Genomic DNA, 17669 nt, shown 5'->3' with positions numbered 1-17669 from the left:
AAAACAGGCACAAAATAATTGAATAATCCCGAAATTCAAGAAAAATCTCTTGTTTATCGGGATTATTTTTTTGTATTTGAAAAATCGAATAATATAAAAGATGTCTGCCGTGCATACAGGGCCGACAAATGGCTTTCCAGTGCGCGCAGCCGGTCGAAACCGTCCGCCTGCACGATGCGGGCGATCTCTTTCAGCGGCACGCCCAACGCCCGATAAAACAGGATCTGTTGCAACAGGTCGACCTCCCGCTCCCCGTACAGGCGGTAGCCGGCTTCGGTCGTGCCGCTCGGCCGCAGCAGCCCGATCTGGTCATAGTACCGCAGGGTGCGCGCGCTCACCCCCGCCAGCCCCGCCAGCGCGTGAATCCCGTATTCCATCGTTTTTCACCTCCCTGCCCTTAGTATAGCGGTTTACGCTGCGTCAAAGTCAACCCTGTTTGTGAAAATATTTTGCTTCCTGCGCGGAACTGCGGTATCATACTATTATAATAAGGAAGAGGAGGCAGCCTCCATGATCTATACCGTTACACTCAATCCCTCGCTGGATTATCTTGTCCAGACCGACCGCCTCCGCCCGGGCAGGCTGTGCCGCATGCACGGCGAAACCCTGCGCCCCGGCGGGAAAGGCGTCAATGTTTCGCTTGTCTGCGCGGCGCTCGGCCTGTCCACGCGCGCGCTCGGCTTTATCGCGGGCGGCACGGGTGCGCTGTTCGCCTCCCTGCTGGCCGAAACCGGCGTGGAATACGATTTCTGCCGTTTGGGGCGGGGCATGACGCGCATCAACGTCAAGGTTTGCGCGCGCGAGCAGACCGAGCTTAACGGCGCGGGGCCTGATATCCCCGCGGACGCGCTCGAAAAGCTGGCCGCGTCGCTGGACACGCTCGGCGGCGGGGACTGGCTCGTTCTGTCCGGTTCGGTCCCGTCCGGCGTGCCGACGGATATTTACGCCCGCCTGCTCGACCGCGTGCGGGCAAACGGCGTACATACGCTCGTCGATGCCTCGGACGACGCGCTCAAAAACGCCCTGCCATGCGCACCCGACCTGATCAAGCCTAACCTGGAGGAGCTGGACGCGCTGGTCGGCGGCGCGCCGCGCAGCCCTGCTGGCATCGCCGCCTGCGCGCGCGAGCTGCAGGCCGCGGGCGCGAAGGACATCCTTGTTTCCTGCGGGCCGGACGGAGCCGTACTCGTTCCCGCTACCGGCGCAGCGCTCCATCTGGACGCCCCCGCCGGCCAGGTGGTCCAAACCGTCGGCTCCGGCGACTCCATGGCCGCCGGCTGGCTGTACGCGCGCCTGCATGGCTTTTCCGCACCCGAGGCGCTGCGCTTCGCGGTCGCTGCGGGCAGCGCGGCCGCGTTCTGCGGCTGGCTCCCTGACCGCGCCGCGGTCGAGGCGGTGCTGCGCCGCACCGCCGCCCCAACGGAAATCCGATAATTTTTCTTCCGCAGCGCACACTTTTATGGTATACTGATACTCCATGCGCGCAAAATCTGAATATACAGGCGCATGCCCGAATGGAACTGCGGTTTCGATCGAAGATTATATCGAGAGGTGTTTTATGAGTATCACGACACGCGTCTGGATCGCAGGCGCAGGCGGCCGTTTGGGTTCCGCTCTGTGCCGCCGGTTCGACCGCAACACAGGCTTCCGGCTGCTGGCAAGCGACCTTGACGTTCGGGTGGAGGACAGCTTCCAGGTCGGCCACTTCGCCGACCTCAACCATCCCGACGTTATTATCAACTGCGCCGGCCTGACCGACGTGCGCGCCTGCGAGCGGCAGCCGGAGGAAGCGTATAAGGTCAATGCCATCGGCGCGCGCAATCTCGCGGTCGCCGCGCGGCGCATCGACGCCAAGCTGATCCAGCTGTCGACCGACGACGTTTTCGACGGCGCAGCCTCATCCGCGCTGTGCGAGTTCGACGACGCGCATCCGGCGACCATGTATGGCAAAAGCAAGTACGCTGGGGAAAAGCTGGTGCGCGAGCTGACGGATAAGCACGTGATTGTGCGTTCCTCTTGGCTGTACGGCGCCGGGGCGGACGATTTCGTCGACCAGGTGCTGCAGGCGGCGGCACGCGGGGAAACCGTGCGCCTGCCCGAGGACGAGATTTCCTCCCCGACCTCGGCGGACGCGCTCGCCGGCTTTATCGAATACCTGGTCGGGGCGCGTGAATACGGGCTGTACCACGCCTCCTGCGAAGGGGCCTGCTCGCGCGCGGAATTCGCGCGCGAGATCCTCCGTCTGAGCGGCTTCGCGGATTCCGTTGTGGAGCCTGCGGCCGCAGACGAAACGCTGCGCCCGCGCTTTACACTGCTGGACAACATGATGATGCGCATTACCGGCATCTACCATATGCCGGACTGGCGGGAGGCGCTTGGCATGTATCTGTCGGAGCGGAACGCGGGAGGGCTGGCATGAGCGAAACCGGAAAAATGAGAAAAAACAGCCTGACCACCAAAATCTTTATCGCTCTGCTGCTCGGCGCGGCGGCCGGCGCGCTGCTGCACGGCTTTACGGACGGGTCCGCTTTCGTGCAGGACGTCCTAGTCGGCGGCATATTTTATGTTGTCGGCCAGGGCTTCATCCGGCTGATGCAGATGCTGGTCGTGCCGCTCGTGTTCTGCTCGCTCATCTGCGGCGCCGCCGCGATCGGCGACACCAAGACGCTTGGCAAGGTCGGCGTCAAAGCGATCGGCTTTTACCTGGTCACAACCATGCTGGCGGTCGCGGTTTCGCTGGGCGTTGCCTCGCTGCTCAATCCCGGCTTGGGGCTGGATATGTCCCAGGTGCAGGCCGTGGATACCACGGTCACGGAAAGCGCGGGCTTTGCCGAGACGCTGCTGGACATCATCCCCAAAAACCCGATTGAAGCGCTGGCCGCCGGAAACATGCTGCAGATCATCGTATTTGCGCTGATCATCGGAATCATCCTTGCCAGACTGCAGGATAAGGTGCAGCTGGTAACAAACTTTTTCCAGCAGGGCAACGACATCATGATGGAGATGACCATGATGATCATGCGGCTCGCGCCGGCGGGCGTGTTCTGCCTAATCGCAAAAACTTTCGCCGAACTGGGCTTTTCCGCGATGGTCCCCATGTTCAAATATATGGCGGCCGTCCTGCTGGCGCTGCTGGTGCAGTGCCTCGGTGTGTATCAGATCCTGCTCAAGCTGTTTACCGGCCTCAACCCGTTCCGGTTCATCCGGAAATTCGCGCCGGTCATGGGCTTTGCGTTCTCCACCGCGACCTCGAACGCAACCATCCCGCTCTCCATCGAAACGCTGGAGGAAAAGGTCGGAGTGGCGCGGCGCATCTCGTCGTTCACGGTCCCGCTCGGCGCGACGATCAACATGGACGGCACCTCCATCATGCAGGGTGTGGCGGTCGTATTCGTCGCGCAGGCGTTCGGCATCGCGCTGACGCCCGCGGATTACCTGACCGTCATCGCCACGGCCACGCTCGCTTCGATCGGCACGGCCGGCGTCCCCTCTGTCGGCTTGGTGACGCTGGCGATGGTGTTCGACTCGGTCGGCCTGCCGGTTGCCGGCATTGGGCTGATTATGGGCATCGACCGCATCCTGGATATGGCGCGCACGGCGGTCAACATCACGGGCGACGCGGTCTGCACCACGATCGTCGCGCACCAGGACGGCGCGCTGGATAAGCGTGTGTTTGAAAAAAAGGCGTAACTTTCGCCGCCCCGCCTGTTTGACAGGCCGCGTCCGGTCTGCTATAATAACAACGATGCATGCCGCCATGGCGGAACTGGTAGACGCAGAGGACTTAAAATCCCTTGCGTTCAAAACAAATCCCAGACCATGCAGCATGCAACATTCTGTTAATTTTATTATTTTTTGTGATAAAAACCTATCTTTTCAAGTGGATATTCTTCATGTTGGCAATTTTCTTCCTCCTTTTTGTCCCCTGCATGTTGGCAAACACTTCGGTGTTTGCCAACACTTTGCCAACAAATCGTACAAAAATGTATTTTCATATGCCGCCATGACGGAATTGGTAGACGTATCAGACTTAAAATCTGAGGCTGGTTTCAGCGTGCGGGTTCGATTCCCGCTGGCGGCACCATCACCCAAGGACTCCTGCGACTGTTACCGTCGCAGGTTTTTTATTCCCTCACTCTGATCCTCCCTTTCCAAGCACATCAGAAACTATTCTTGCCGCGGCATTCGCGGTGCCGATTTTATCGGTATAATTCAAATGCGTGTAGATATCCGCTGTGGTTTGATAAGTGGAATGTCCCAGCCAGACTTGAATCTCCTGCAACGATATCTTTTTTCGGCATAGCATTGTCGCACACGTATGCCGCAAATCATGGAATCGGATTTTTTTGAGGTTGTTCTTTTTCAAGAACCATTGAAAATGCCGCGATACATAATCCGGCTTTATCAATTTCCCGCATTCATTCACAAAAACAAAATCCCTATCGTCTTGTTCATATGCTTTGCCATAAAGCTTGCGATTCCTGTTTTGTTGAAATTTTAGTCTCAACAATTCTTCTTCGATTGAGGGAACCAGCGGTAAGGTCCTGTTACTGCTTTTGTTTTTCAGCAGGCTATCCTTTACATATACCAGCTTCCCATCTATCAAGGTCTCTGTCACCTTATAGCAAATGTGAATACTCTTCTCCTTGAAATTGATTGCCGACCATTTCAGACCGAGCAATTCGCTTCTACGCAGGCCATAGGTCACATCCATCAGGATAATCAACGCCATCGGGTCACCGCGCATTGCTGCGAACATCTTTCGCAAATCATTTTCGTCATACGTTTGTGGAATATAACGCACATGCTTTGGCTTTAAATCCTTATCCAGCACCGCGAAAGGATTAACCGGTAGCAGTTTTTCTCGAGCCGCTTTTCGCAGGGCTTGATTCAGAACAGTCTGGTAATGCAGCAGTGTGTTCTCCGACACACCATTACGCCGTTTATACCGATAAAAGTCTGCAATATCTTTGTCGGTCATCTGCTCAACAAGAATGCCTTTTTGCGCAAAATACGGCGCTATGTAGCTTTGCACATCCTTCTGATATGCCCCAAACGTGGTCGGCTGAATCCGATTCCGACGGGACTCCACCCAATCCAGAAGGTATTCTGAGAATAGGATCCCGCTTTCTGACTGTCCCCTACGGTTTTGATGGGTCTCTCTTTTTGCTTCGCGTACTGCCGTTGACTCTAATACCTGATCCTCGGGTTCCAATACAGGCTTCCATTCCTGTATAGCATCCTCCATCATTTTTTTGGCGCGTCTGCTATTACCTCGAATCGGAAGTTCTGTATCGATCCATTTTTGTTTCCGCGCACCTGATCCGTCCTTATAAATCAAAACGATCTGCCAAGTGCCTCTTTTTTCATATATGCGGGCTGTCACAATAATACTCTCCTTTCCAGGCAGCCCCATACGCATTGTTGACGGCTCTATTATACATCATTCCTGTCGTTTTCTCTACCCGTTTCTGCATCCGATCCCAATAGGTAATCAATAATGTGCATTTTTGCTATAATGTACTTCTTTCCATTGCGCCGATATGGTATTTTCCCGCTTTGCAGAATCTCATATGCTTTATTTTTACCCAGCCCCAGCATCTGCCTGTACTGCTCAAATCCAACCGCATCAGGATAATCACTAAAAATTTGCCGATAAAATGTTTTCTTTTGATATGGCATCCTTCTGTCACTTCCCAATTATAGACTTCATTACCCCAAAGGGTCCATCGGTATTAAAGCCGCCGATGGTCGCTGCCCATCTTCCCTTATATGCTAACGGCTCTGGGCTCTCCGGCGTTTGCTTCATAGGAACGCACCCATGCTCTTTACTTTTCAAGGTTCACACAATCGAATGTAGATTCCAACTATGGCTGCGTATATCATCAGCCTGTTCCAATGCATTCCTATACAAAATGTATTGGAACAGAATGACAATCTTCTTGATATGTGGAGATACTCCCCGCGCACGTATCATTCCAATAAGAAAGAGTACCTCCACTACGCAAGATTATTTGTGATCTATTTCACTGACATGATATAAAAGTAACTCTGCAACATTATTAATAAAAGAGCGTCGCCACCCAGTCAAATTGTTTATTATATCCTTCGGGTATTTCTCTACACCAAGCAGGAAGTCAATGGTAACACCATAAAACTCTGCTAACTTTATCAAATTTTCGTATGTTGGTTTTCTCAGATTTGTTTCATATGCCGAAATTGCCGATTCGTTTACGCCAATATATCTTGCTACCTCTTTCTGCTTGTACCCATTTGTTAATCTCAATTCCCTTAATTTCACAGATAAGTTCGTATTCATATATTAATCTCTCCTGTCTATTTTCGGAACCTACCTCGCCAGAACTGAGTATAATCAGGCTGATGTCTACGTTCTAATTTTAGAATACCAGATTTTGTATTTCGTGTGGTGGATTTCACATTGCGGACTGAAATATTTGGGGAAAATTTTTCATCTTTGTTTCGTAGCTCTATCTACTTCACCAAAGGATATAACTGTGGATCTCCGACCTTTACTCAAACCGTACTTTGGTTTTTACAGTCAAATCGGGATTTTGAAGGCGTATTTACTGTTGCCCTTATCGGCCAACCTGATTTTCTTACCGCTCTTTTCATCTGTCTCGGTGATGCTCTCTACTACATAACAATTAGTTTAGTGGTGGATTCTTCTTTTTGTGAGTTCCTCTCGTCCGTTTCAGCGGAGCGGACCGGCATTTTCAAATCCACCTTGGAATGCTATGAAGCGAACGACTTCAAGCGAAGCAGCCCGTCAGCTTGTCAAACTGACAGACTTCTACCAGGTATACCTTGACTTCTATCTTGGTTATGCTATAATTATCGCAATTATCGGCAGACAATCCAGTCGCCATTCGTCATGCTTATGCGTACGGAATGAATACCGTCGTGACAACATCAAACGGGAGGCATAACCGCAATGAACCTTTTACTTTCAGACACCGCTTTGCCGGAAACATTGCCAGTCTTGCCAGAAACCTTTTATGTGGATCTCTCCCAGTTGCAGATCGGCAGCTGCCTTGGATGCTTTAGTTGTTGGGTGAAAACACCTGGCCGGTGTGTGCTGCGAGATGATGCAGCAGCCATATATCCTCTGATTGCGTGCAGTGACCAACTTCTATATGTGAGCCGGGTCTATTGCGGTTCTTATGACGTACCAATGAAGCAGATGCTGGAACGATCCATTCCAGTTCAGCAGGCATTTATCCGTCTACACCACGGCGAGACACACCATGTGCAGCGTGCCGTTGCTGAAAAAGCTGCTGTTATTATTGCATATGGCGACATCCTGCCGATAGAACAGGATATTTTCCGCGCTTTAGTAGCACGCAATGCCTATAACATGAACTTCCGAAGCTACCGGATTCGATTCGTCTCCGAGGCAGAGCGGGATGAAACAATTCTGGAGGAGGTATCCGCATGGGCAGGTTACTGATTATAAACGGCAGTCCGCGCGCACCGCGCTCTAATTCCAGGCGATATGCTGCATTATTCCGCAGGTATTGGAAAGAACCCGTGGACGAATATCTTGTAACAGATTGTCAGCATACTCTGATTTGTGCGCAGCTTAGCAGGTACGACCATCTGCTCCTGGTTTTCCCGTTGTATGCGGATGCTTTACCTGCAGCATTGCTTCGCTTTCTACAGGAGATGGAGCGCGCCTTACTCCCTGCCAATCTTCGGGTCCACACCCTTGTTAATTGCGGTTTTCTAGAGCCGGAGCAGAATCATACCGCACTTGCGATCCTGCAATATTTCTGCGCAAAAAACAGTATGAAGTATGGCTCCTCACTTTGTATTGGCTCTGGCGAGGCAATATTGGATACCCCATTTTCCTTTCTGGTCAGGCATAAAATCAAAAAACTGGCGTCATCCATACACACTGGCCACTATGATGCTTTTTCTGTTACCATGCCGCTGACGAAAAAAATGTTTATACGGGCTTCCACCAGGTATTGGCTGTCTTATGGCAGCAAAAACCATATTTCCGAGGTGCAAATGCGTACGATGCAAGTAGAGGGGGATAATGAAGCGTAACTGCATACAGCAATAGCCTCGTTTGTTATAAAGTTTCAAATTTCATGCTCAAATCATATGTCCCTGTGGGCAAAATCAAAAGCCCCCCCTTAATCAGCAAGTAGTTTTGAATAGATGGTTAGCTAGTTTTTGCATAGATTCCCCTTAATCTTTTGTAGGCATTTTATATGCTTGTATGGGATCAATAATTTTTGGGGGTCTCCTGCCGATAGTGTCCATCTGTTTTCTTTGCATTTATGGATATACCGCTAATGGAAAATGGCTGCCTAAATAGACAGCCACTTTTCTTCCCAATGTAATATCGATATCGCGTTCTATCAATTTAGTATCGACTTTTCCATCTCCTCCCTTTCCATTTCACTTACTCTGCATATCTTCTCACAGAATTTATCCAGGCTGAACGTCATCCCCGGGTCATCGGCATCCAGCAGCAGACCAACCACAGAGCATCGTGCGTCCTGTATTGCATCCCGCAGCTGTTCCGCCAGCTCATCGGATATGGAGCGCCTCCCGTCCGTGATAAACAGGATATCCGCGTCCTAAAACTCTTCCTCGTTTATCAGCCGCAGGGCCTCCCTGATCGGAGTCTCAAAATCCGTGCCGCCGTCAAAGAAATGCTCCGCTGCGGATAGCAGGTCGGCGGACGTGTACTGCCCCGGCAGGAACCGGTCTGTCCGTATCTGGCCTGCACCGGAGAAATGGACCAGCGCAAATTTGCGCCCTTCATGCGCGCAGCTATCCTGCACGGCCAGCGCCAGCGCCTTGCCCCACTCGGCGTTTTCCCCTTTTGTGGAGCCGGACTCATCCAGGCAGACAATGATACCGCCATGCCCTTTGTGGACGCGCTCCCGCTTTGCATATTGCAGTAGTCCTTTCGCATTGTACTTACGCAGGAACAGCGGCGTCGTTGCTGGGGAGGCCAGCAGCGCCAGCTCGCCGGAGAGCAGGTTTTTCAGGTCACGCCCGCGCATAATCGAATATTTTTCCCCGCGGCCGTGCGCATAATCATTCTTGCGCAGCTCGGACAGCATCTCCTTCATGCGCCCCAGCTGGCGGGTGACGCCCAGCAGCATCTCATTGCTCTTTACCCTGTCCAGCATCTCGCGGTCATGGGCCGCTTGCTGCGCAGCATTTTCAGACGTCCCATCTCCCCAGCACCGCCGGACATAGCGGGCCAGAGACGCGGCGTCCATGCCCTGTTGCAGCGCAGTATGCACCGCCGCTTCTGTTTCCACCTGTCGTTTGCGCAGCTTATCCCGTATCATTCCGGACACGGCCCGTATCTGCTCCGCCGTGCTTGCCGTCTCTGCGGCAGCGCGGAGCGCCTCCGGTGTCTTGGCCGGATCGGCCTGTGCGTCCCGCACCAGATGATAAAGCCTTTCCGCCGCTGTATCATGACGGCGCGTCAGCCGTTCCAGCACGGGCAGCAGTCCGCCCGCCGCCCGGTCGATACCTTGTACCGCTTCGGAAAGCGCCTGCCGCACTGTGCGCGCAGCTTCCATCGCTGCGCTGTCCTCTCCCCTGCACAGATGGTGCAGGGCGGCAAACTGCCCGTTATCCTGCAGCCCATCCAGCAGATATGCCCAGACAAGGCGCGCTTTGGGGGACAGCTCTTTTTCGCTCCCCCAGCGATATGTATACGCATAGAGCAGATGGAACAGGTCGGCCAGCAGCGGTGCGGCAGCATCCAGCCCATTGGCCGTGCAGCTGTCATGGAACGCCATACGCTCCAGCCGTGTCGGACGGGTACAACGATCCATACGTTCCGGTCGTTGGTATGGTGCAGTAAGATTGAATAGCGGTGAATTTACAATCTGATCCAGCGAAGAAAAACGGTATTTCATCCATAGCCTCCAGGTTATCAGGCGAAAAAGCAGGGTGGACGCCCTGCTTTTCCATATTGTTTTACCTCTGTTTCTCCATATCACGCTTGCCGTTCAGAACGGCGGGTTGCCGGCTGGGACGCCGCCCGGCCCCCATGCGTAGCTTTCCGGTACGCCGGAGAAATCCGGCGTCGGGTACTGCGCCGCAGCGCCGGGCACCGGCTGCGGGTAGCCCAGCGCCGACGCCGCCTGTACCGTTACCGCAGGCGCGGCCGCCGGCTGGGGCGCCTGTGCCGCTGCCGGCTGTACCGCGGGCGGGGCAGCATACCCCTGCGCCGCGGGTACGGCTTGCTGCGGCGCATATCCAACTGCTGGTGCGGGTACCAGAGCGGGTGCAGCCGCGGGCTGCGCAGCGCCGTCCGGCTGGGCGTCCTCCGGTTTCCTGTCCAGAAACTTCACCTCGGTGCGCACCACCTCAAACGCGGAGCGCTTCTCGCCCGTCTGCTGGTCCTGCCATTCGCGGCGCTGGATCGCGCCAACCACGCAGAGCAGACGGCCTTTGCGGCCGTACTGTAATACGAACTTCGCCTGCTGGCCGAACACCGAGCAGTCGAAAAAGTCCGCTTCCGGCTCGCCGTCACGCTTGTAGTCACGGTCCACCGCGATGCGGAAGCTCGCGATCGGCTTTTCCGGATCTTTCCCGCGCTGGTCGGGGTCCCTGGTCATGCGCCCTATCAGGATAACTTTATTCAGCATTCTGTTTTCCTCCTTTTTCTCTTCATGCCGCGGACTGTAATACGGCCAGCTGCGCCAGCGGGGACGGTGTGAACGAGCACGCCTCGTGCGCCCTGCGGTTCAGCTCCTCAAGCGCGGCGAGCGCGTCCCCCGCCTGCCGGCGCTGGTCGTCGGTCTGGGCGGCGGTGTCCAGCGTCTGCCACTCGCGGTACAGCGCTGCAAAACCGGCGCTGAGCTGTACGAGCGCCCTGGCCTTCTGGCCGTCCGGTGCGTCGTTGAATGCGCCGGACGCGTCCTTCGCTTTCGCCAGCAGTTCCTCCAGCCGCGTGCGGAGCGGGTCGTCGCACAGGCGCGTGAGCACGGCCTGTACCTTTTCTATCTCCGCCGGCTCGTTCCAGAGGTAGTTCTTCAGCTGCAGCAGGTCCTCCGACTGCACCTCGGCATGGCCGGCAAGCCAGGCCGCCGCCTGCGCCACCGGTCCATAGCCGAAGAACGTGCGGTCGGATACCGTGATACCTTCCCGCCGCAGCTCGCACAGCACATCGTCCATCAGCTCATTGACCGCCTCCGGAACCGAAATCAGCTTCACCTGCGCCTGCATGGCGTACAGCTCGTCCAGCGAGAAGGTCGCCTTCACCTCGCCGAAATGCCCGCCCTGCTTGTTCCGCAGGACTGCGAGACGGGATGTGCGTTCCTGCACGTCCTTTGTCACAACGCGAAGCTGGAAGCGGTCATAGAGCGGGGCGAGGATCTGCTCTTCTTTATTCCGGAAGTTCGGCATCTCATTGGAGGCCGAAAAGAACGAGATCACAGGAATGTCCACCGTCACGCCCTCGTTGGTGTACCGGCGCTCGTTGAGCGCCGTGAGCAGGGAGTTGAGCAGACCATCCGCCGCTTTAAAGATTTCATCGAGGAAGCAGATATGCGCGTCCGGTATCTTGCCGGCCGTGATGGTCATAGGCGTGCCGCCGTGCAGCAGGGACAGCCCTTTCCGGTACTGCTCCAGCTTTTCGATCAGAGCCTGCATCCGCGTAGCCGCGGCGTTATCCGTCGGGTCTGCGCGGAAATCCTCCGCCGCCTGCGCAAGCTCCTGCCGGAGCATCCGGTAAGTACCGTCCTGCTCCAGCACCTGCGCAGGGACCGCGCCCGGTATCAGACTGGCCAGGTCGAGACGGCCGAACAGGGCTTCCTCATCCGTCTGCCTGGACAGCAGGCGTTCGAACTGCTTTGCGCCCGTGATGCGTTTGCGGAACTCGTTCACCACGAAGCTCTTGGCCTGCCCGGGCGCGCCCAGAATGAACAGGTTGCTCCCGCTCAGCAGCGCCAGCGCGATCGTCTGCACCAGCTCGTGCCGCTCCGCGGCCTCGCTGTTTACTTCCTCCATCACGGCCAGCATCTTATCTCTCAGCATGCGCATCTCCTTCCAGCATCCGTTTTTCCAGTGACAGGATTTCGTCCATCGTCATCCATTCAGGCTTCCCATCCGAAGGAAAGCTGTTCCAGACCGCCTTCATGTACACGAGTTGCTCTACAGCGTCATTCGCCCAAAGATACCTGGGGTCTCGTCTGCCATAGCTCAAAAAGTACAGGCAGTCCTGCCGCATCCGATCCAGCAGCTGGTAGCGGAAACGGTCATCGCGGGAAAGGATAAATTCCAGAGTATTTTGCTTCATCCCTGTCATTTTGCTTCCCCCTTCCGTTCGGCGGGGAGCTTCAGCTCCATCGCGCAGCGGAAGCCCTTTACAAACGCATCCTCGCATTCCAGATCACGCAGCAACTCGAAATCGTGCGTGGTCGCCTCCAGCAGCTTCACGGTCTCGCGATCCGAGACCGCTGCCATCGCCGCAAACGCCAGCGAGATACGGAAAGAAAGCCCGCGGATCTGGCTGCCGTTGATCTCCGGTTGCTCGCTTGCCGGCACATACTTACCGCGGTACAGCTTGCGAACCGCATCCGTATTCAGTGCTTTCATTCCGCTTCGCCTCCTGACTGGAACAGCACCTTTGCAGTGCCGGCATAGCGGACCTGGAAAACAGTATCCGGATGCATCCGATGCAGCAGGCAGGCCCGCTGCTTCAGGGTCTCCAGCTTCACCTCTGGGACAAGCGTCGCGTACATCAGCGGCACGGGGAACGCGCCGTTTGCCATGTCCACCGCGCCGAAGCGCGTATCGCCTTTTCCCTTTGCATAGAGCATGAGGTTTGCCATTACGATACCTCCGTATCATCTGATTTGCCGGGCTGGATACGCTTCACATCAAAGAACGCCGTGCGGAAATCGTGAGGGGCGGCGCAGTAAAAGAAAAACTGCCCCAGCCCTGTGTCGATCTCCACCACGTCTCCGGTATGGATGCTTTCATCCGGAAGCGGCGAGGACAGGTCCCCAGCATTCGCCTGCTCATAGAAAGCTTTCGGGGATAAGCCGGTTTTCCCTTCCGCGCGCAGCCGGTACCGGTGTGCGAGGGGGAACACAAGCTCCCTGTCTCCCGCTTCGTCCGCCTCCAGCAGCCGTGCCATCACGGCGGATCGCTCATCCGCATAACTGTAGATGCGGTACTCGCGCGGTGCTTTCCGTTTGGGACACCACTCCGGCGCCTTATACGCCGGGTCCTTCTTACGGAACGGCTTGCGGCGCTTTTTGTTCTTGAAACCGCTGCAATAGCGGCTGGAGCCGTAGTCCAGATGCGCTTCACAGCCGATACAGCCGGGTTCTGCAAAACTTTTCTGCTTAAACATCCTTTTCCTCCCTCAAATAGTCACAGATCTTATCCTTATGCGCTTCCAGCGGGAAGCGTGCGCCGCCATGCCGGCGGCTCCACCGGCAGAGCGCGCGGTACAACAGCTTCAGCCGCGTCAGGCTGAGCCGCAGCCGCGTGCATGCGTCCTCCATGTCCTCCTGCAGCTCGTCCAGCCGCATCAAAACGGTATCCCGCCTGTCCCCGCGTTCAGCTGCCAGTTCTTCTTTCTGCAGGAAATATTCCGCTACAGCAGAGTCTGCAGACAGGCAGGACAGCACACGGTATGGATACAGTACTGCTTCGTCATGCACCGGCAGCAGGCGCCTGTCCATTTGTGACAGGAGGAACGATGGGAGCGGAAGCTCCGCTTCTGAACCACGATACGGCTTTGGCAGTTCTGCGATCCTTTCATACGGGATCTCCCATGCCGGCGCGCTGTGTGGATGGGGCAGCACCGTAACGTCCCTATCCGTCAGCAGGACGTCGTAAAGATGGTACGCCCCGCCGTCCACGATATGCCCGACGCCGATATACCAATGCCCGGTCGTCAGCGGGCGGCTCATAAAGAGGAAACAGCAATCCACCAGATCATAAGTGGTGTTGAGGGTAAACAGCTTATCCACGGCGTCCCCCTTTCTGCTGCATCTCCAGTTCCGCTTCATATCGTTTCAGACGTTCGGAAAGCGCGGCCTCCCGTGTACAGCTCGGGCCGGTATACTGTTTCCTGAACCCTGATCTCCAGCCGACACGCGCCATTTTTTCGTTGTTGCGGCGTTTTTCTTTTTCCAAAGCTTCTTTTGTCCGCGAAATACGGTATTGCAGCTGCTTTACTGTACTCACGCCGCCCCCCCGTTCAGAGCCGCACGCCGCACCTCATACAGCTCCGGATGGTACTCCAGCAGCTCCCCAAGCGAGAGTTCGGACACGAAATACGGCCCGCTTTCCGGCCGCTCCAGATCGTCCGCGATAAAGCGGCGCGCCTGTCGTTCGGAGGGAAAGGTGAGCGCCTTGTCCAGGCTGCCCAGGTCCACCATGTGCCGGCCATCGTTCAGGAAGTGGTCCGCCACAAAGGAGTACCGTGAGCGGTACAGGTAGTACACCACATAAACGCCGGTATGTACGCCCATCATGCCGCCTCCCTTCCGGGGGCGGCGCAGACGGGGAAGCGGTACACCCTGCAGCTGCGGACAGCATGGGCCTTTTGCAGCGCGGCAGCCCGCTCCTGACGGATGGCAATATCCGCCGGATCTGCACAGCTCTTGTCCGGCAGCACGTCATACAGCGTGCCGCCATCCTCCCTCCATGCATCCAGACTGAGCGCCACGGGCGCTTTGCGCTCTTTGTGCCGCTGGCGCAGCAGCGCGTTGCGGATGCGGCTGTACGCGATCGTAGTGAAGCGGTACCTCTGCAGGCTCTCGTCCGTCATGTACCGCTGCGCCGCGAGCATCAGCCCCAGCGCGGCTTCGCCGTACAGGTCCGTGTCCGCTTCCGTGCCGAGGTGCAGGTCATGCATCACACGGTAGATCAGGTTGTGATAGCGCTCTGCGAGCGCGCGTTCCGCGTCGGTCAATGGCCTTGTCATGGTTTTCCCTGTCATATCAGGCAGCCTCACTTTCATTTATTGTCCGTCCGTTTCGGTACACCACAAAAAAGTAGTTGAAATCCCCATGGTTCACCATACAGCGCAGGCGGTAGCCGTTCACCGCGCCCGCATACGCGAAATCGTATGTGGGACACCAGAAGTCATGCCGCTGCGCCTCCGGATTGGCGGCGCAGAAGCGCCGCATGGCCTGCGCGCTGTGCAGCACGGTCTTCCGCAGCCGTTTGAACACCGCGTTGGCCTCGTCTATGCTCTGGGCTGTGAGGAAACAGCTCCGCACAGGATACCACATGTTCATCCGCCGCGGCTCGAACTGGCCTACGGCACAAAGCAGCCGGTCTTCCGGCCGCAGCGGGCATATCCTTTCCGCAACAGTGGCTGGGATCAGGATCAGCTTTTTGTTTTTCATGTACGACTCCTTTTTTCTCATGCAGCTTTCTTCTTCCGTTTCGGCTTTTCCACTTCTTCCTGCGGCATACGCGTTGGCATCAATACATGCAGCTCGCTGCCCGTGCGCAGCATCAGGGTGCCTTTGCCGTCTAACAGCAGGGCCGTCTCTTTCCCGTTTACCAGCTTCGCCGCCTGCAGCAGATAGTTGTAGGTATAGCAGAAGCCTTCCCTGGGAAGCGGCGTGCGGACGTCCGCGGGAAATTCCGTCCCGCCCTGTACGGCCTGCCGGTCCCCGCTGATATAGCCGATCTGCAGCATCCCTTTGCCCGTGCGCAGGATCACGCGCGCGCCGGCTGTGCCGCCAACACCTGCGCGGTGCAGTTCCGCACAGAACAGCGCGCCGTCCACATACGCCTCATATGCCGTCTGGAAGCGCTCCAATACCGGCTTCAGGTCCACCGCCTGATAAGGGCTGCGCTGGACGGAAAAGACCATGCCCGGCCCGAGGAACAGCGCGGTACCGCCGTCCACGCCGATCCGGCAGTGCGGCACGCCGCGGAACACCGCGAGCAGCACCTTCATCGCGTCCGCCGGTATCAGCAGGTCTATCGGCTCATCCTGCGCCGCGTCCTCTCTCGCCACAGTCATGCGGAAGCCGTCGCAGCTGGCCGCGCTGAACTTGCCGTCATGGACGGTGAGATGCACGCACTTCAGCTGCTCTTTCCCCTCCGCCTTGCCCTGCGCGGCGGAGAACAGCACCCTTGCGCTGACCTCCGCGAAGCCGGAGCAGTCCAGCAGCTGTGCGGGCGCGGGCGTACCCACGGCGGGGTACTTGTCCGCATCCATCAAAGGGAAGACAAAGGCGGCCTTCGCGTTGCGCACCTCGATCTGCCTGCCGTCTGTGGCGACAGACGTTGCTTCGTCCGCAAAGGCGTCCAGCATCCGCTGGAATACCGGCGCGAACAGCAGCGCCCTTCCGCTTTCCTCCACGCGGCACGCATGCCGCACCTGTAAGGTGCAGGTCCGGCTGCGCGCGGTGAACATCACCGTGTTTGAAGCGGCGTCCGCTTCCATCAGGACGCAGGCATGCTCTTTGGATACAAAATACGTCCCTATCGTCTGGCTGCAGCGCCGGGCGATGGGCAACAGCTCGGACCGGTTCGCCAGAAATCGCATCGTTCCATCAACTCCTGTTCTTTCTTCATCCTGCCAGCTCCCACAGCGATAACTGCTCTGCGGGTGGTACTGGCCGTATCTTTGTTTCTTTTCTCACGCTGACCGGCACGCTCTGCTGTCCGCATTCCGCTTCCTGTACCTGCCGCTCCTGTGCCGGATGCAGCACTGCCATCTTGCGGAACGACGCCGCGATATCCTCCACTGCGTCCTCATGCCGGATACCTTCGGCCAGCTCACGGGCGAGCGCGGACGTCATATCCTCGCTCTCGCTCATCGCGGCCAGCCCTTCGTCCGTGAGCACGCCGCCCTCGATCACGCCGGCCACCGCCAGCTTAGAGGCCATCAGCCGGACCGCGCGCTCCTGCATGGTGTGCCGGTAGTACAGGATGTACACCTCCACACGGGGCGCGGTCTGGTTGATGCGCCACGACCTGCGGCTCGCCTGACGGAACGTGAACAGCTTGAACGCCATGTCATAGAAGATGAGCGTGGTGAAGTCATTCAAATCCAAGCCGGTTTCAACTAGATTTGGATTTACGATCATCACCTGCATGCCCTGCCGGAGGTGGTTTGCCACCCATTCCTCGCGTCCCCGAGGCGGGACGGTATCCTCCATGATCTCGGCGCGGACGCCGGCGTCCGTGAGGAAGCGTTTTAAGCGTGTCCGGCTGTCCAGACGCACCCAGTTCACGTAGAGCAGAACCCGTTCGCCGGCGTTTACCTTGCGGCGGATGATCTCCAGCGTGCGCCGGTCTTTTTCGGTCTGTTCCTCCGGCGCACCGCTGTCCTCCGGCACCAGGATCGGGTCTGCGGTGACCGGATGTACGACCGGCTTATGCCCATACGGCTGGTCCGGATAGGCCATCATGAGGTTCAGGGACACGGACAACAGCTTCCGGGCGAGCTTACGCCCTTCGCGGCTGCGGTCCTTGAAGATCTCATGGAAAGCGTGCTCCAGGTCGTCACAGGCTCTTTGCTGGTTCTCCGGAAGCCTGAGCGGCACAGGGATCTCCTCGTACTCCGGCAGGTCCTTGCCCATATCCATGAGCGAGAGGAACACGCCGTTCTCCAGCAGGAAGCGGCTGTACACCAGCGGCGAAACGCCCGGCTTCTGACGGGAGCGTTTTTTCCGCTTCGC

Annotated in this window: 22 protein-coding genes and 1 tRNA gene; 6 read left to right on the top strand and 17 right to left on the bottom strand. The window is 57.0% G+C overall.

Features of this window, described 5'->3' with window-relative positions; translation table 11 throughout:
- Window positions 1-62: 62 nt before the first annotated feature.
- Window positions 63-377 carry a MerR family transcriptional regulator gene (locus tag H8S45_RS14840; protein WP_186950405.1) on the bottom strand — a complete coding sequence of 105 codons (315 nt, stop codon included), beginning with the start codon at window positions 375-377 and terminating at the stop codon, window positions 63-65.
- A gap of 133 nt (window positions 378-510) precedes the next feature.
- Here H8S45_RS14840 and pfkB point away from each other — a divergent pair, with 133 nt between their 5' ends.
- From pfkB to H8S45_RS14820, 4 genes are all read left to right on the top strand, one after another.
- Window positions 511-1434, top strand: a complete 924-nt coding sequence (gene pfkB / locus H8S45_RS14835; protein WP_054328379.1) for a 1-phosphofructokinase — start codon at window positions 511-513, stop codon at window positions 1432-1434.
- A gap of 124 nt (window positions 1435-1558) precedes the next feature.
- Window positions 1559-2419: a dTDP-4-dehydrorhamnose reductase gene (gene rfbD / locus H8S45_RS14830; protein WP_054328378.1), complete on the top strand. Its 861-nt coding sequence runs from the start codon at window positions 1559-1561 to the stop codon at window positions 2417-2419.
- Complete coding sequence (locus tag H8S45_RS14825) at window positions 2416-3690, top strand: dicarboxylate/amino acid:cation symporter (protein WP_054328377.1); 1275 nt, start codon at window positions 2416-2418, stop codon at window positions 3688-3690. Before rfbD ends, H8S45_RS14825 begins: the two co-directional genes overlap by 4 nt.
- Before the next feature lie 307 nt (window positions 3691-3997).
- A tRNA-Leu gene (locus tag H8S45_RS14820) sits at window positions 3998-4084 on the top strand.
- A 48-nt stretch (window positions 4085-4132) separates the two neighbouring features.
- Here H8S45_RS14820 and H8S45_RS14815 read toward each other — a convergent pair.
- The 3 genes from H8S45_RS14815 to H8S45_RS14805 all read right to left on the bottom strand — a co-directional run bounded on the left by H8S45_RS14815 (window position 4133) and on the right by H8S45_RS14805 (window position 6319).
- A complete protein-coding gene (locus H8S45_RS14815) occupies window positions 4133-5386 on the bottom strand; it encodes a tyrosine-type recombinase/integrase (protein ID WP_159068095.1) in 1254 nt (417 codons plus the stop codon).
- A gap of 50 nt (window positions 5387-5436) precedes the next feature.
- Window positions 5437-5682 carry a helix-turn-helix domain-containing protein gene (locus H8S45_RS14810; protein ID WP_054328375.1) on the bottom strand — a complete coding sequence of 82 codons (246 nt, stop codon included), beginning with the start codon at window positions 5680-5682 and terminating at the stop codon, window positions 5437-5439.
- A 328-nt stretch (window positions 5683-6010) separates the two neighbouring features.
- Entirely contained in the window at window positions 6011-6319 is a 309-nt protein-coding gene (locus H8S45_RS14805) for a helix-turn-helix domain-containing protein (RefSeq protein ID WP_082397401.1), read from the bottom strand.
- Window positions 6320-6952: 633 nt separating this feature from the next.
- On the opposite strand from H8S45_RS14805, the gene H8S45_RS14800 reads away from it, so the two are divergent.
- Window positions 6953-7468 (top strand): NAD(P)H-dependent oxidoreductase, encoded by a 516-nt coding sequence (locus tag H8S45_RS14800; protein ID WP_054328374.1) that lies wholly within the window; start codon window positions 6953-6955, stop codon window positions 7466-7468.
- Window positions 7453-8070: a hypothetical protein gene (locus H8S45_RS14795; protein ID WP_054328373.1), complete on the top strand. Its 618-nt coding sequence runs from the start codon at window positions 7453-7455 to the stop codon at window positions 8068-8070. The genes H8S45_RS14800 and H8S45_RS14795 overlap by 16 nt, the downstream gene beginning before the upstream one ends.
- A gap of 539 nt (window positions 8071-8609) precedes the next feature.
- On the opposite strand, the gene H8S45_RS14790 is transcribed toward H8S45_RS14795, so the two are convergent.
- From H8S45_RS14790 to H8S45_RS14730, 13 genes are all read right to left on the bottom strand, one after another.
- On the bottom strand, window positions 8610-9830 hold the full coding sequence (locus tag H8S45_RS14790; protein WP_186950403.1) for a vWA domain-containing protein: 1221 nt from the start codon (window positions 9828-9830) through the stop codon (window positions 8610-8612).
- Window positions 9831-10007: 177 nt separating this feature from the next.
- Complete coding sequence (locus tag H8S45_RS14785) at window positions 10008-10649, bottom strand: single-stranded DNA-binding protein (protein WP_054328371.1); 642 nt, start codon at window positions 10647-10649, stop codon at window positions 10008-10010.
- A gap of 22 nt (window positions 10650-10671) precedes the next feature.
- Window positions 10672-12039 carry an AAA family ATPase gene (locus H8S45_RS14780; protein WP_082397400.1) on the bottom strand — a complete coding sequence of 456 codons (1368 nt, stop codon included), beginning with the start codon at window positions 12037-12039 and terminating at the stop codon, window positions 10672-10674.
- Window positions 12026-12310, bottom strand: a complete 285-nt coding sequence (locus H8S45_RS14775) for an LPD11 domain-containing protein (RefSeq protein WP_054328369.1) — start codon at window positions 12308-12310, stop codon at window positions 12026-12028. The genes H8S45_RS14780 and H8S45_RS14775 overlap by 14 nt, the downstream gene beginning before the upstream one ends.
- The gene (locus H8S45_RS14770) at window positions 12307-12600 is read right to left on the bottom strand and encodes a hypothetical protein (RefSeq protein WP_054328368.1); all 294 of its coding nucleotides are present in this window, start codon (window positions 12598-12600) and stop codon (window positions 12307-12309) included. The genes H8S45_RS14775 and H8S45_RS14770 overlap by 4 nt, the downstream gene beginning before the upstream one ends.
- Complete coding sequence (locus H8S45_RS14765; protein ID WP_054328367.1) at window positions 12597-12836, bottom strand: hypothetical protein; 240 nt, start codon at window positions 12834-12836, stop codon at window positions 12597-12599. Before H8S45_RS14765 ends, H8S45_RS14770 begins: the two co-directional genes overlap by 4 nt.
- Window positions 12836-13363 (bottom strand): hypothetical protein, encoded by a 528-nt coding sequence (locus H8S45_RS14760; protein WP_054328366.1) that lies wholly within the window; start codon window positions 13361-13363, stop codon window positions 12836-12838. The genes H8S45_RS14765 and H8S45_RS14760 overlap by 1 nt, the downstream gene beginning before the upstream one ends.
- Window positions 13356-13988 carry a hypothetical protein gene (locus tag H8S45_RS14755; RefSeq protein WP_054328365.1) on the bottom strand — a complete coding sequence of 211 codons (633 nt, stop codon included), beginning with the start codon at window positions 13986-13988 and terminating at the stop codon, window positions 13356-13358. The genes H8S45_RS14760 and H8S45_RS14755 overlap by 8 nt, the downstream gene beginning before the upstream one ends.
- 213 nt (window positions 13989-14201) lie before the next feature.
- Window positions 14202-14495: a hypothetical protein gene (locus H8S45_RS14750; protein ID WP_147574446.1), complete on the bottom strand. Its 294-nt coding sequence runs from the start codon at window positions 14493-14495 to the stop codon at window positions 14202-14204.
- Window positions 14492-14983 (bottom strand): sigma-70 RNA polymerase sigma factor region 4 domain-containing protein, encoded by a 492-nt coding sequence (locus H8S45_RS14745; RefSeq protein ID WP_054328362.1) that lies wholly within the window; start codon window positions 14981-14983, stop codon window positions 14492-14494. The genes H8S45_RS14750 and H8S45_RS14745 overlap by 4 nt, the downstream gene beginning before the upstream one ends.
- On the bottom strand, window positions 14964-15374 hold the full coding sequence (locus tag H8S45_RS14740) for a hypothetical protein (RefSeq protein ID WP_147574445.1): 411 nt from the start codon (window positions 15372-15374) through the stop codon (window positions 14964-14966). The genes H8S45_RS14745 and H8S45_RS14740 overlap by 20 nt, the downstream gene beginning before the upstream one ends.
- Window positions 15375-15391: 17 nt before the next feature.
- On the bottom strand, window positions 15392-16531 hold the full coding sequence (locus H8S45_RS14735; RefSeq protein WP_054328360.1) for a beta clamp domain-containing protein: 1140 nt from the start codon (window positions 16529-16531) through the stop codon (window positions 15392-15394).
- A gap of 25 nt (window positions 16532-16556) precedes the next feature.
- Window positions 16557-17669, bottom strand: a 1113-nt coding sequence (locus H8S45_RS14730) for a helicase-related protein (RefSeq protein ID WP_256435239.1), incomplete at its 5' end; no start/stop codon positions are given.

It is taken from the genome of Agathobaculum faecis, assembly GCF_014287995.1.
Taxonomy (GTDB): Bacteria; Bacillota; Clostridia; order Oscillospirales; family Butyricicoccaceae; genus Agathobaculum; species Agathobaculum ammoniilyticum.
The sequence above is the reverse complement of the archived record's forward strand: the minus strand, read 5'-3'. Positions and strand labels throughout refer to the sequence as shown.